This is a genomic window from Neorhizobium sp. BETTINA12A, assembly GCF_023006485.1.
Classification (GTDB): Bacteria; Pseudomonadota; Alphaproteobacteria; order Rhizobiales; family Rhizobiaceae; genus Neorhizobium.
Genome location: NZ_JALBGW010000117.1, coordinates 1 through 14530, shown reverse-complemented (window position 1 = coordinate 14530; position 14530 = coordinate 1). Strand labels below are relative to the sequence as shown.

The 14530-nt window shown below is 62.1% G+C and carries 10 protein-coding genes, 1 pseudogene and 1 riboswitch; of the genes and pseudogenes, 3 read left to right on the top strand and 8 right to left on the bottom strand.

Going from position 1 to position 14530, the window contains the following annotated elements; all coding sequences use genetic code 11:
- Positions 1-61: 61 nt before the first annotated feature.
- Positions 62-814: pseudogene (locus tag MOV61_RS21910) on the bottom strand (acyl-CoA dehydrogenase family protein); the annotation flags it as partial.
- Position 815: 1 nt separating this feature from the next.
- Entirely contained in the window at positions 816-1067 is a 252-nt protein-coding gene (locus MOV61_RS21905; protein WP_038549844.1) for an acyl carrier protein, read from the bottom strand.
- 179 nt (positions 1068-1246) lie between these two features.
- A riboswitch (TPP riboswitch) is annotated at positions 1247-1378 on the top strand.
- Between the two features lie 99 nt (positions 1379-1477).
- Here MOV61_RS21905 and thiC point away from each other — a divergent pair.
- Positions 1478-3289 carry a phosphomethylpyrimidine synthase ThiC gene (thiC, locus tag MOV61_RS21900; RefSeq protein ID WP_247138075.1) on the top strand — a complete coding sequence of 604 codons (1812 nt, stop codon included), beginning with the start codon at positions 1478-1480 and terminating at the stop codon, positions 3287-3289.
- Positions 3290-3338: 49 nt separating this feature from the next.
- On the opposite strand, the gene MOV61_RS21895 is transcribed toward thiC, so the two are convergent.
- Positions 3339-4118, bottom strand: coding sequence for an SDR family NAD(P)-dependent oxidoreductase (locus tag MOV61_RS21895; protein ID WP_247138074.1), 780 nt, complete (start codon positions 4116-4118; stop codon positions 3339-3341).
- A 137-nt stretch (positions 4119-4255) separates the two neighbouring features.
- Between MOV61_RS21895 and MOV61_RS21890 the strand changes: the two genes are divergently transcribed.
- Positions 4256-5146, top strand: coding sequence for an AraC family transcriptional regulator (locus MOV61_RS21890; protein WP_247138073.1), 891 nt, complete (start codon positions 4256-4258; stop codon positions 5144-5146).
- Between the two features lie 628 nt (positions 5147-5774).
- Here MOV61_RS21890 and MOV61_RS21885 read toward each other — a convergent pair.
- Together MOV61_RS21885 and epmA are read right to left on the bottom strand one after the other, a co-directional pair.
- Positions 5775-6821: a lysine-2,3-aminomutase-like protein gene (locus tag MOV61_RS21885; protein ID WP_247138072.1), complete on the bottom strand. Its 1047-nt coding sequence runs from the start codon at positions 6819-6821 to the stop codon at positions 5775-5777.
- Positions 6818-7888 (bottom strand): EF-P lysine aminoacylase EpmA, encoded by a 1071-nt coding sequence (gene epmA / locus MOV61_RS21880; protein ID WP_247138071.1) that lies wholly within the window; start codon positions 7886-7888, stop codon positions 6818-6820. The genes MOV61_RS21885 and epmA overlap by 4 nt, the downstream gene beginning before the upstream one ends.
- A gap of 165 nt (positions 7889-8053) precedes the next feature.
- Between epmA and efp the strand changes: the two genes are divergently transcribed.
- Positions 8054-8623 (top strand): elongation factor P, encoded by a 570-nt coding sequence (gene efp / locus MOV61_RS21875; RefSeq protein ID WP_038547065.1) that lies wholly within the window; start codon positions 8054-8056, stop codon positions 8621-8623.
- A gap of 100 nt (positions 8624-8723) precedes the next feature.
- Here efp and MOV61_RS21870 read toward each other — a convergent pair whose 3' ends face one another.
- From MOV61_RS21870 to MOV61_RS21860, 3 genes are all read right to left on the bottom strand, one after another.
- Positions 8724-10151: an efflux transporter outer membrane subunit gene (locus MOV61_RS21870; protein ID WP_038547062.1), complete on the bottom strand. Its 1428-nt coding sequence runs from the start codon at positions 10149-10151 to the stop codon at positions 8724-8726.
- A 132-nt stretch (positions 10152-10283) separates the two neighbouring features.
- Positions 10284-13382 carry an efflux RND transporter permease subunit gene (locus MOV61_RS21865; protein ID WP_247138070.1) on the bottom strand — a complete coding sequence of 1033 codons (3099 nt, stop codon included), beginning with the start codon at positions 13380-13382 and terminating at the stop codon, positions 10284-10286.
- Positions 13383-13432: 50 nt separating this feature from the next.
- Positions 13433-14530 (bottom strand): efflux RND transporter periplasmic adaptor subunit (locus MOV61_RS21860; RefSeq protein WP_247138069.1); only part of this gene is annotated, 1098 nt, incomplete at its 5' end.

Sequence of the window (14530 nt, the reverse complement as noted above, 5' to 3'; positions counted from 1 at the left end):
CAATCGAGCTTGGTAAGGCCGTAGCCGATAACTCCGAAAATCGCCATCACGACCAGGCGGCGGCAATGCCGTACCAGACAGCACTCCAGAGGAGATGCGAGGTGGCGAGCATCGACTGCGCCGCGATTTCGGCGAACGGTTTCGGGAAAATCTGGACCGAAGGTGCTTCGCCATTGAAGAGGAAGCCGTCGGAGCAGGTGCCGCGCATGCCGAGCGTATCCCAGTCGACGGTCTTCTGCAGGGTATATTGGCCCTGTTTGAAGACGGTCATGACCTGGTCGGTCGGGGCGGCCTTCTCGTTCGAGCGCGAGGTGATCATGATGACATCGGCGTGGGCGCCATAGGAAATCACCGTCGCGTCCTTGGTCAGCCGGCAGGCGTCGCCGTCGACCTCGATGGCGCAGATCGAGTTGCGCATATTGCCGCCGATGCCGGCCTCGGTCGTCGCGGAGGCGACGAGAAGCTGGCGGTCGGCGAGCTCGCGCATGAAATCCATGTGCCAGGCGCTGTCGGCCCCATGCACCACGAGGCTCGAAACCTTGATCTGGTGCATGGCGAAAACCATGGCGCTCGAGGCACAGGACTGTCCCAGGATGGCGCAGACCTCGGCAATCTCGGTGATGGAAGCACCCTCGCCGCCGAATGCGACCGGGATCTGGATGCCGATCAGGCGCTCGGCCTTCATTGCATCGACCGCTTCGCGGGGGAAGCGGCCGTCATGGTCGACGCGTTCGGCGAATTCAGCCGCCACGGCCGCCACGCGGTGAGCGCGGGCGCTGAGGCTCATGTCGGCGGCAAAGACGGGAAGGTTCATCTCAGGCGGCCTCGGAGGCTTTCAAGATGTGGGAAACCGTCTGCTCGATCGCCGCGATGCTGGCGAAGGACTTGCGGTTCAAAAGGCTATCCGGGAATTCGATGTCGAAGGCCTCTTCCAGGCCCAGCATTAGCTGCACCGATGCGAAGGAGGAAAGCCCGGCTGCATAAAGATCGGCAGCGTCTTCCAGCTCCGTCACGGCGACCGGAAGGCCGCCCACCCGTGTCAGCAATCCGCGAATGGTCTCGTTCATCTCGACATCTCCCGATCGTTCGAATTCTGCGCTCATCGCTAGGGACGTTATCGCGCAAGATAGCATAAGATTCCGGTAATAAACGTCATCAATTTGGAGCTGCGGGATTCGTTAAAACTCGACCTATCGACGCAGGCAGGGACCGGCTTGACATGCGCGATCGGCAGGTTTCTGATGGCCGCATTCACCAGGGGGGTCCCGTCAAGGGGCTGAGATACTGCTGGTCGGGCCGGTTTGGCCGCCCGAGGCGCAGTGACCCGTTGAACCTGATCCAGTTCATACTGGCGTAGGGACGGTGCGAGCGCTGCGGCAGCGAGGGCGGGAAACCGTCCTTCGGATTCCAACGTGTTCTTCCATCATTCCAACTCTGGAACTGGGTCTCCAAACGTCAAACCTTGGAGCCTCGAACCATGAATATTGCAACCACCAAGCTCACCCCGGTCGTCACCACCGGCCCGCTTCCCGCCTCCACGAAAGTCCTGAAAGCGGGAACGATCCATCCGGACATCCGCGTGCCGATGCGGCAGATCGCATTGCATCCGACCTCCGGCGAACCTCCGGTGACCGTCTACGATTCCTCCGGCCCCTATACCGTCGAAGGTGCCGCGATCAGCATCGATGCCGGCCTGCCGCGCCTGCGCGAAGACTGGATTTCGGCCCGTGGCGATGTCGAAGTCTATGAGGGCCGGATCGTCAGGCCGGAGGACAATGGCTTCGTCTCCGGCGACCGGCTGACGCCGGAATTCCCGGTCCGCAACCAGCCTTTCAAGGCCAAGGCTGGCAGGGCCGTCACCCAGCTTGCCTATGCGCGGGCCGGCATCATCACGCCGGAGATGGAATTCGTCGCCATCCGCGAAAACCTCGGTCGGCAGGCGGCCAGGGAACCGCTCGTCCGCGACGGCGAAAGTTTCGGCGCCCATGTGCCGGATTTCGTGACGCCGGAATTCGTTCGCCGCGAAGTCGCGGAAGGCCGGGCGATCATTCCCGCCAACATCAACCACCCCGAATCCGAACCGATGATCATCGGTCGGAATTTCCTGGTGAAGATCAATGCCAATATCGGCAATTCGGCCGTCACCTCGTCCATGGCGGAGGAGGTCGAGAAGATGGTCTGGGCGATCCGCTGGGGCGCCGATACGGTCATGGATCTGTCGACCGGCCGCAACATCCACAATATCCGCGACTGGATCATCCGCAATTCACCTGTTCCGATCGGCACGGTGCCGCTCTACCAGGCGCTCGAAAAGGTGAACGGCATTGCCGAGGACCTGACCTGGGAGGTCTATCGCGATACGCTGATCGAACAGGCGGAACAGGGCGTCGACTATTTCACCATCCACGCGGGCGTGCGGCTCGCCTATATTCCGCTCACCGTCAATCGCGTCACCGGCATCGTTTCCCGTGGCGGCTCGATCATGGCCAAATGGTGCCTGCATCACCACAAGGAGAGTTTTCTCTACGAGCATTTTGAGGAAATCTGCGACATTGCCCAAGCCTACGACGTCTCGTTCTCGCTCGGCGACGGTCTTCGCCCGGGTTCGATCGCCGATGCCAACGACGCGGCGCAGTTTGCGGAACTGGAAACGCTCGGCGAGCTGACGAAGATCGCCTGGGCGAAGGATTGCCAGGTGATGATCGAAGGCCCCGGCCATGTGCCGATGCACAAGATCAAGGCGAACATGGACAAGCAGCTCGCGGTCTGCGGCGAGGCGCCATTCTATACGCTCGGGCCGCTGACCACCGACATTGCGCCGGGCTACGACCACATCACGTCCGGCATCGGGGCTGCGATGATCGGCTGGTTCGGCACCGCCATGCTCTGCTACGTGACGCCCAAGGAACATCTCGGCCTGCCGGACCGCAACGACGTCAAGGTGGGCGTCATCACCTACAAGATCGCCGCGCATGCCGCCGACCTCGCCAAAGGCCATCCGGCGGCCCAGGTGCGCGACGACGCGCTGTCGCGCGCCCGCTTCGAGTTCCGCTGGGAGGATCAGTTCAACCTTTCCCTCGATCCGGAAACGGCCCGCTCCTTCCACGACGAGACCTTGCCGAAGGAGGCGCACAAGGTGGCGCATTTCTGCTCCATGTGCGGTCCGAAATTTTGTTCGATGCGGATTTCCCACGATATCCGCGCCGAGGCGCAGAAGGAGGGCCTGGAAGCCATGGCTGCGAAATATCGAGACGGCGGTGACCTCTATATGCCGGTCGAGAAGGGATGATCAATTTCACGACCCCTGCCGGTCGCAACCGGCAGGGGTCGCTCGAACGTCAGAGCGCCATGCCGCCCGACACCTCGATGCGCTGAGCATTGACCCACCGGTTGTCCTCGGACAGCAGCGAGGCGACCATCGGGCCAATATCATCCGGCTCGCCGGCACGGCCAAGTGCGGTCATCTCGGCGACGCGCCTGTTGATCTCCGGGTTGTCGCGCACCATGCCGCCGCTGAAATCGGTCATGATCGCGCCGGGCGCCACCGTATTGACGGCGATGCCGCGGGCGCCAAGCTCCTTGGCCAGATACCGGGTCAGCACTTCGACCGCCCCCTTCATCGCCGCATAGGCGCCGCTGCCCGGAACGGTGATGCGGGTAAGCCCGGTGGAGAAGTTGACGATCCGGCCGCCGTCGCGGATCAGCGGCAATAGCTTCTGGGTGAGAAAGAAGACGCCCTTGAAGTGAACATTGAAGAGCTCGTCCAGCTCCGCTTCGGTGGTCTTTTCGAAATCGCCATGATGCGACGTGCCGGCATTGTTGACGAGGAAATCGAATTTTTCAGCGCCGATCTCGGTCAGGGCTTCCTGCACCCGGCCGACGAACGCGTCGAACGACGCGACATCGCCGACATCGAGCTGCAGGGCGATCGCCCTGCGTCCCAGTTCGCCCGCTGCTGCGGTCGTGGCTGCTGCTTCTGCCTGATTGGAGTTGTAGGTGAAGATCACGTCGATACCGCGCTTTGCAAGGCTGAGCACAGTGTTGCGGCCGAGACCGCGGCTGCCGCCGGTCACGATGGCGAGCTTGGCTGCCGATTTCTGAGATGTTTGATGCGTCATGATGGAGGTTCCTTGTCTGGATTGGATGACCGGAAACTACTCCCCTCGGCCACACGCCTGAATGCCGGAACTTTCCCACTTCTTGCCTGATCCTGCTCGCAGGCCTATGTTTGGCCTTGAAACCTCGGAGGTGTGGCATGCCGGCAGCCCTGCTCGATGCGGTAAAGCGGTTCACGGATGGACAGGCGAGAACCAGCCCTTTCGCGACGGCGATCGAAGGCCTGACCATCCTTCGCTCGGATCACGAGAAACGGCCAGACCACCTGATTTTCAAGCCGGCGCTCTGCATCGTCCTCCAGGGCGCGAAATGGGCTGTTTTCGGCGACCGCCATGTGGATTACCGGGCGGGCCAGGCGCTCGTTGTCAGCGTCGAGATGCCCGCCTTCGGCCGCGTGGCGGAGGCGAGCCCGACCGAGCCCTATCTCGGCCTCATCATCGAATTCGATCTTGCCATCATGCGCGAGGTCCTGGAGGCGATGCCCAACCCGCCGCGCCCGGGCGGCGACATAACGTCCGGCGTGTTCGTGACGGATTTCGACGGCCCGCTTGCCGATTGCGCGCTGCGGATGGTGCGGCTTCTTGATACGCCGGGTGCCATCCCGGTCCTCCGTGCGGCGATCATGCGCGAAATTTCCTACTGGCTGCTCACCGGTCCGCATGGCGGCGATGTGGTCCGCATGGCGCTCGGCAACGACCATACGCATCGGATCGTCAGCGTCATCCACGGCCTGCGCGGCCATTTCGCCGAGCCGATGCGGATCGAGGATCTGGCGGAGAGGGCCGGGATGAGCCCTTCCGCCTTCCACCGCAAGTTCAAGACGATCACCTCGATGACGCCGCTGCAATATCAGAAGCAGCTTCGCCTTCTGGAGGCCAGGCGGCTGATGGTGGCGGAAGCGGCGAATGTTGAAACCGCGGCGTTTCTGGTCGGCTATGAGAGCCCTTCGCAGTTCAGCCGGGAATATGCCCGCATGTTCGGCACGCCGCCGCGCCGCGACGTCACGGCACTGAGGGGGCTGGCGGCTTAGAAGGTGAGATTGCTTTCTTGCGTACGATTACAAAATCACGATCTTTCGCAAAGCTAAGCTGCAGATTTTGTCGGCGAGGAATTCATGCGGGGACGAGTTTGTTCCTCACCTGAAAAATTTCACGCTTAAGTTATCATCTAAAATACTGATTTTTATATATATTCTGAAAGAGGCGAGGTGGCCGGCGTGCCTCGCCTCGTCCCCGCCCCTCTAACCTATGCCTACAATCCTCCCGCTTCCGTCGCCGGAGTGTTTCGCGAGACGTTCGCGGGCAGGCGGGGGCCGGCGCTTTCATCAAAACCGTAACGTGCGGGGATGGTGGAAGAGGTGAAAGCCATGGAGGGTGGGCTGAAAGGCAAGCCTTCCTATCAAGCCTCCCCCGGACAGCCATGTCCGGTTCGGTTGAGCCGTGCAAGTGGCAGGATTTCCCGAAAGGAGATCGTGAATAAAGCCACGCAGCGAGGCGAGATGATCACCTGTAGGGGCCGGAAGCCCCGACAAGACGCCGAAGGCCACGCGAATGCGGAGCCACCATTTAAAAAATCAATCGAGGTTCCGCATTCGCGTGGGCTCTCCAAATTCCAGGCCAAGCCACGGGCGCACTCCGCCGCGTGAACAAGAACCCGTGTCATTTCGGAGGATATGCATGCTCTCCGCCGCGGAAATCGCTGACGGAATAACAGCCGCCTTCGCCGCGCACGGCGCTTTCGCCGATCACCGCCTTGCCGTGGCCGCCGGGGATATCCAGGACATAGGTCGGCTGGCAGAGGCCGGAGATGGTGCCCCGGAGCGCCGAGACGATCTTCTGGCCCTCGGCGATATCCAGCCGGAAATGGCCAGTGCCGGGCGCGAGATCCGGATGATGAAGGTAATAGGGCTTGATCCGCGTCTCGACGAAAGCTCTCATAAGGTCGCCGAGTACCGCCGGATCGTCGTTGACGCCGCGCAAGAGCACCGTCTGGCTCAGCATCGGAAAGCCGGCATCGACCAGGCGGGCGCAGGCGGTGCGGGCGGCTTCCGTCATTTCGCGCGGGTGGTTGGCGTGCAGCGCGATATAAACCACCTTGCCGCTTTCCTTCAGCGCCGCAATCATTGCCGCGTCGATGCGGTCCGGTTCGACGACGGGCACCCGCGTATGGAAGCGGACGATCTTTACATGGGGTATCTCGGCAAGGCCGCGCATCATGGCAGCGAGCCGCCTCGGCGAAAGGACCAGCGGGTCGCCGCCGGTGAGGATCACTTCCCAGATCTCCGGATGCTCGCGAATATAGCCGAGCGCCGCCGTCAGTTCCTCAGGCGAAAGCGTGCCGTCGCCTTGTGGCCCGACCATCTCGCGGCGGAAGCAGAAGCGGCAATAGACCGGGCAGATATGCACGGCCTTCAGCAGTACCCGGTCCGGATAGCGGTGAACGATGCCCTTGACCGGGCTGTGCGCCTGATCGCCGATCGGGTCGGCACGCTCTTGCGGCGTCGTCAGCAACTCCGCGGGATCCGGCACGAATTGCCGAGCGATCGGATCCTGCCGGTCTGCGCGATCGATGAGCGAAACCACGGTTGGCGTCAGCGCGATCGCGTAGCGGTCTGCGACGGCTCGGATGCCGTCGAGCTTTTGGGGCTCGATCAGGCCGGCAGCCGCGAGATCTTCCGGGGTTTTCAATGAACGGACTGCGGTCATCCGAACACCTCCGCGACCGGCGCCCACATGACCTGTTCGATGCGGGTGGCGCCGGTTGCCAGCATGGCGAGCCGGTCGAAGCCGAGTGCCGCGCCGCTCGCATCGGGCATGATCGAAAGTGCGTCGAGAAAGTCTTCGTCGATCGGATAACGTTCGCCGTAGATGCGGGATTTTTCGGCCATTTCGTGCTCGAACCGGCGGCGTTGTTCGCCGGCGTCGGTCAGTTCTCCGAAGGCGTTGGCAAGCTCGACGCCGCAGGCGTAAAGCTCGAAACGTTCGGCGACGCGCGGATCACGGGTGGAGGGCCGGGCGAGCGCCGCCTCGGAAACAGGGTATTCGTAGAGGATCGTCGCGCGGTCCTGGCCGAGATGCGGCTCGACCTTCTCGACCAGAACCTTGCTGAAGAGATCGGCCCAGGTGTCGTCTTCGGCAAAGCGGATATCGGCCTTTTTCAGGCCGGCCGCCAGAAGATCGCGGTCGGTTTCGCCGTTCGTCGCCACGGAGGCCAGCAGGTCGATGCCGGCGAACCGGTCGAAGGCGTCAGTGAGCGTCAGGCGTTCCGGCTCGGCGAAAGGATCGATTTCCATATGCCGGAAGGAAAAGCGTCCCGTCTTGGCGGTATCGGCGGCCAGAGCCAGCATCTCGGCGCAATCGGCCATCAGTTGCTCGTAGCTTTCGCCGACCCGGTACCATTCCAGCATGGTGAATTCCGGATGGTGCAGCGGCCCGCGTTCTCGGTTGCGGTAGACATGCGCAAAGGTGAAGATACGCTTCTCGCCGGCAGCCAGCAGCTTCTTGGCGGCGAATTCCGGCGACGTGTGCAGGTAGAGCGGCGCCCTGCCGCCGTCGGCCGCGACAGCCTCGGTTGCGAAGGCATGCAGATGCGTCTCGTTGCCCGGGGAAACCTGGAGCGTCGCCGTATCGACCTCGATGAAATCACGCACGGAGAAGAAGTCGCGCAACGCCGTCTGGACCGCATTGCGGCCTTTCAGGAAGGGCCGGCGGTCGGCGTGGTTCGCCGGTCTCCACCAGGGCGAGCGGGATGTGGCGGGCTGCGACGAGCTCATTTGCGGCTTTCTTCGCCGGTTCTTCCCGGCAAGGCTTCCACTTTGCGCGGTTTTGGAGTAGTTCCGGCCGGAAAACAGACGATCCGTCCTTCGGGCCGGTTATCGCCCGGTCCTCTACGACGCATTTTCGGCAGTTACAAGCCGGTTCGCACCACAAGGAATCCTATGGTCAAGGTCATCGCCTCTTCTGTCCGCAAGGGCAACGTCATCGATGTGGACGGCAAGCTTTATGTCGTTCTCACCGCCGAGAATTTCCATCCCGGCAAGGGCACGCCTGTCACGCAGGTCAACATGCGCCGCATCGTCGACGGCGTGAAGGTGTCCGAACGCTGGCGGACGACCGAGCAGGTCGAGCGCGCCTTCGTCGAGGACGTCAACCACCAGTTCCTCTATGAAGACGGCGAAGGCTTCCACTTCATGAACCCGGAAAACTACGACCAGGTCGTGGTGGACGTGGATACGATGGGCGACCAGAAGGCCTATCTCCAGGAAGGCATGACCTGCGTTCTCTCCATGCATGAAGGCATTGCGCTGGCTCTTCAGCTGCCGCGCCACGTGACGCTGGAGATCGTCGAGACCGAACCGGTCGTCAAGGGCCAGACGGCTTCCTCGTCCTACAAGCCGGCCATGCTGTCGAACGGCATCCGCACGGCGGTTCCGCCGCATGTCGATGCCGGCACCCGCGTGGTGATCGCAACCGAAGACAATTCCTACGTCGAGCGCGCCAAGAACTGATTGTCGAATTGATCGTCCCCGGCCTTTCCGGGCGTGATAAAAAAACCTCCGAAGCGTTGGCTCCGGAGGTTTTTTGTTGTCGGTAATGTTGGGGTGGAGCCTACTTCTTGATGACCACCGAAGCGACCTTGGTATCGGTCTTGCCGAAGGCGTAACCGCCACCGACCGCCACGTTGAGCGAGACGTAGTCCTGAGCCATCTGACGCACGGCAGCGGCGAGGTTCGACTGAGCGGTCGAGACCTGACGCTGGGCGTCGAGAACGTCGAGCAGCGAAGATGCGCCGTCCCGATAGCTTGCGGTGCCGAGCTGCAGGGCTTCTTCGTAGGACTTCACGGTTGCCTGAAGAGAGGAGACCGTGCGGCTGTCGCGGGAAACTGCGGCCAGCGCATTTTCCACTTCCTCGACTGCGTTCAGAACCGTCTGCTTCCAGGCGAGATACCGCCCGCGGGCGCTGGATTCGGCGATCTTGACGTTGCCGCGCAGGCGGCCGCCGTCGAAGATCGGCAGGCTCAGCTGCGGCCCGAAGGACCAGGTCAAGGCCCGGGTATCGAGGCCGCCGGAAAGAACGTTGTATCTCGGGGAAATGGAGCCGCCGAGCGTAATGGCCGGGTAGAGCTGGGCCTCGGCGACACCGATTTCGGCGACTGCCGATGCGAGCTGGCGTTCCGCGGCACGGATGTCCGGACGATTGCGGATCAGGTCCGCCGGAATACCGGCCTTGGTATTGAAGCGTGCGACCGGCTGGCGTGTGCCCTTCTGCAATTCGGGGACAAGCGACGATGCAGGCATGGCCAGAAGCGTGGCGACACGGTGCGCCGCACCTCGGAAGCTCGTCTCCAGGCCTGGAATTTCTGCGATAGTCGAATTGACCAAGCCTTCCGACTGGACGACATCCAGACGCGAAGCCGCACCGGCATCCAGCTGGAGCTTGGTGAGGTTCAGCGTTTCGCGCCGCGAATCGAGGTTCCGGCGAGCGATCGCGATACGCTCCTGGTAGTAGCGTACGTCGATATAGGCCGCCACGACCTGAGACAGGAACGTGAGACGTGCAACATCTTCGCTGGCATAGGCGGCATCGAGGCTTGCGAGCGCACTTTCTTTCGAACGCCTGTAGAGGCCGAAAAGATCAAGGAACCAAGATGCGTCCGCAGTACCTGCCGTCACGGTCGACCGCGAGAACGAACCCGGGTCGGTACGAGTGCCGGTGGTCGTATTGGCTGCCGAGACATCCAGCGAAGGGAGGGCGCCCGCGCCGGCGACGGTCACGCTGGCCTGCGCAGAATTGATCCGCTCCATGGCCTGGAGAATATCGAGGTTCTGACTGATTCCCTGATTAACGTAGCCGTTCAGACGGCTGTCATTGAATGCGGTCCACCAGGTAACCTGGGAGACATCGCCATTACTGGTCTTGCCGGCTTCGGCAAATTTGCCCGGAAGAGCAATTTCCGGCGCCTTGTGATCTGGACCGACAACGCAGCCCGAAAGCAGCAGCATAGTGAGAGGAGCAATAACACGAATGGATATCATTTTTCTGTCCCAGTGCCCTACAACGCATGGAAGGTCAGCACTCATGCCTCTTCCGATTGTCCCGTCAGCAGCGATTCGCATAATCTCTGACGGCATTAAAAGTCGAATACGTTAACGAACGTAATCGTCATCCTACTCTTTTTCACGCTTTGATAACCGTCTAACGACAACAAAGAAGGACGGAACGAAGAAAATTCCGAGAAGTGTTGCAGAAAGCATACCACCCAGCACGCCGATACCGATGGCATTCTGGGCCGCGGATCCGGCGCCGGTCGCGATTGCCAGGGGTACGACGCCGAGGATAAAAGCGAGCGACGTCATGACGATCGGCCTCAGTCGCAGGCGTGCTGCCTCGAGGGTGGCTTCGATCATGCTCATGCCGCCTGCCTGCCGATCCTTGGCGAATTCGACGATCAGGATGGCGTTTTTGGCTGCCAAGCCGATCGTCGTCAGAAGCCCGACCTTGAAGTAGACGTCGTTCGCCTGGCCGAAGAAATGCGCTGCGGTAAGCGCGCCGAGCACGCCGATCGGGACAGCCAATATGACTGAGAACGGGATCGACCAGCTTTCATAGAGCGCCGCAAGGCACAGGAAGACGATTAGAACCGATAGCGCATAAAGCATCGGCGCCTGGGAGCCGGACAGCCGTTCCTGGTAGGAAATGCCCTGCCAGGCCACCGAATAGCCGCCCGGCAGTGCAGCCGTCAGCCTCTGCATCTCGTCCATCGCCTGGCCGGTGCTGACGCCCGGGCCGGCCGCGCCGTCGAGCGGAATGGCGCTGGTGCCGTTGAAGCGTGCGAGCTGCGGCGTACCGCTGATCCATTGGACGGTGCTGAAGGAGGAGAAAGGAACCATCTCGCCCTTGTTGTTGCGGGCGAACCAGTGTTTCAGGTCGTCCGGCTGCATCCGATAGGGCGCGTCGCCTTGCACATAGACCGGCTTCAGCTCGTTATTGAGGGTGAAGTCGTTGACGTCGCGTCCGGCAAAAATGGTTGCCAGCATGGAGTTGACCGAAGCGAGGTCGACGCCCATCGCGCCGAGCTTTTCTTGGTCGAGCAGGATCTTGAGCTGGGTTTCTGACCGCTGGCTGCTGCTGCGCAGTGAACTGATGTTGGGGTTGCCCGTGCCGGCCTGAATGAGCTGCTGCGATGCCGTGGTCAGCGCCGCATTGCCGTTGTTGCCGCTGTCGACCAGATACATGGAGAAGCCGCTCGACGTGCCGAGCCCCTGGATGGCCGGCGGCAGAAGGGCAAAGACCTGCGCATCGCGGATGGTGAAGAAATACCGGCTTGCCCGCTGGACGATAGCCGCGGCGGATTGCTCCGGGCTGGCGCGCTCGGCGAAATCCTTGAGCTTGGTGAAGACGATGGCATTGTTCTGGCCGCTTCCGCTGAAGCTGAAGCCGAGGACGCCGAACACCGCGTCGACATTGCCCTTTTCCTTTTCGAGGAAATAGGCCTCCACCTTCTTGACCGCCTCGTCGGTGCGCGGCGTGGTGGCGCCGACCGGCGTCTGGATAATGGTCAGCAGAACGCCCTGGTCTTCCTGCGGAAGGAAGGAATTCGGCAGCTTGGTGAAAAGCCAGGCGCAGCCGCCGATCACCAGCAGGAACAGCAGCATCACGCGGAACGGACGCTTTAGGAGATAACCGATGGTGCTGACATACCCGCGGGTGGACCGATCGAAACCGCGGTTGAAGAAGGCGCCGATGCCGCGACGTTTCTTGTGGTGATCGATCGGCTTCAGCATGGTGGCGCAAAGCGCCGGCGTCAGCACGATGGCGACCAGCGCCGAAAGCAGCATGGCCGATACGATGGTGATCGAAAACTGGCGATAGATGATGCCGGTCGAGCCACCGAAGAAGGCCATCGGAATGAACACGGCCGTCAGGACGAGCGCGATGCCGATGATGGCGCCAGTGATCTCGCCCATCGACTTTTCGGTCGCTTCAAGCGGGCTCAAGCCCTCTTCGTCCATGATACGCTCGACGTTTTCGACAACGACGATGGCATCGTCGACGAGAAGGCCGATGGCCAGAACCATGGCGAACATCGTCAGCGTGTTGATGGAATATCCGGTCAACGCCAGCACCCCGAACGTGCCCAGCAGGACGACTGGCACGGCAATCATCGGAATCAGCGTTGCACGCAGATTTTGTAGGAAGATGAGCAGGACGACGAAAACCAGGATGATTGCTTCGATGAGCGTGTGGACGACCTTTTCGATCGAAAGCTGCACGAAGGGCGTCGTGTCGTAGGGATAGGTGATCTCCACGCCGTCTGGAAGATGGGGTCCGACGGCGGTCAGCGCCTCTCTGACGCGTGCGGCGGTATCGAGAGCGTTGGCGCCGGTCGCGAGATTCACGGCAAAACCCGTGGATGGCAGGCCGTTCTGGCGGGAACCGCCGCCATAACTCTCTTCACCGATCTCGACGCGGGCGACATCGGAAAGGCGCACCGTGGCGCCGTCCTGTTCGACCTTGAGGATGATCCGCTCGAAATCGTCGACCGTCGTCAGCTGACTTTGCGCGGTCATGGTGACCGTAAGCTGCTGCTCCGCCTTGGCCGGAAGGCCGCCGAGCGCGCCGACGGAAACCTGCGTGTTCTGGGACTGGATCGCGGACGTCACGTCCGCCGGCGTCAGCTGGTATTTCTGCAGCTTATAGGGATCGAGCCAGACGCGCATTGCATAACCGGACCCGAAGATGTCGATGCTGCCGACGCCTTCGAGGCGCTTGACCTGGTCCTCGATCTGCGTGGAAAACAGATCGCCGAGATCGACGGAGCTTCGCTTCTTGTCGGTCGATACCAGCGCGCCGACCATCAGGATGCTCGATGTCGAACGGGCGACCTCGATGCCCGCCTGCTGCACAACGTCGGGCAGTTGCGACTGCACCAGCTGCAGCTTGTTCTGCACCTGAACCTGGGCAATGTCGGGAAGGACGCTGCTGCCGAAGGTGAGTGTGACGTTGGCGCGGCCGGTCGAGGAGGACGACGTCATATAGGTGAGGTCATCGAGGCCGGTCATGCCGTCCTCGATGATCGTCGTTACCGATTTCTCGACGGTCTCGGCGCTTGCGCCATTGTAGCTTGCCGTAATCCTGACCGTGGTCGGCGCGATGTCGGGATATTGCGAAATCGAGAGCGTCGCGATGGCGAGCGCGCCGCCGAGCATGATGACGATCGCGATGACCCAGGCGAAGACCGGTCGCCGGATGAAGAACTTGGCCATTCAGATTATTCCTTGCCGCGTTTCGTCATGATCGTTTCCGCTTGAGGCCTTCACGGCTTTGCAGCGGTCGGCTTCGGCGCCTCGACGACAAAGCCCTTGTCGTCGACCGTCGCCTCGACCGGCTGGACCGTCGCGCCATCGGCGATCCACTGGAAGCCGTCGACGACCAGGCGATCGCCGTCGGTTACGCCCTGCGTAACCAGCCAATTGTTGCCGGAGACGCCGCTGGTCGGGAAGATGCGGGTCTCGACCTTGCCGTCCGCCGTGACGAACTTGGCGGAAAGTTCTCCGCGGGCATTGCGCGTCGCTGCGCGCTGCGGGATCAGGTAGCCGGTCTCGTTACCGAGGGTGACGGTGGCGCGCACATAGGTGCCTGGCAGGATCATGTCCCTCGGATTCTCGAAGAGCGCGCGGATCTGATAGGTGCCGGTCGTTTCGCTGACTGCCATGTCGGCCATGTCGAGCTTGCCGGTCAGGGGATAGTCCGTTCCATCTTCCAGGCTCAGGCGGATATCGGCCTTGCGCGGATCGCCGCTCAAGCGGCCGGAAGCCATGGCCGAGCGCAGTTCGAGAAGATTGGTGCTGGAATCGATCAGATCGATATAGATCGGATCGAGGCGGCGGAGCGTCGTCAGCGCCGTCGTCTGGTTGGCGGTGACGATATTGCCGATGCTGACATTGGAGATCGACGTGACGCCGTCGAAGGGCGCGCGGATTTCGGTCAGGTCGAGATTGATCTGGGCGGCATTGAGCGCGGCATTGGCCTGCGCCACATCCGCCTGCGCCTGGAGAAGCGTCACCCGCGCGCTCTCATATTCGATCTGCGTCGCGCCGCTGTTGACCAGCCGCTCGTAGCGGGAGAGGTTCGCCTGGGCGCTCGGGATACTGGCTTCCGCCTTCGAGACGGTCGCCTTCGCCTGGGCGACCTCGGCTGCATAGGTGCTGTCCTCGATCTTATAAAGAAGATCGCCGGCCTTGACCTCGTTGCCCTGCTTGAAAGCGATCTGCTTGATCTCGCCGGTGACGCGCGGGCGGATGTCGGCGATCTGGAACGGTGCCGCGCGGCCCGGCAGGACGGCCGTGATCGGCTGCTCGGACTTCTTCATGGTCTCGACACTGACCGGCTGCGGCGGACGCTGCGGGGCACC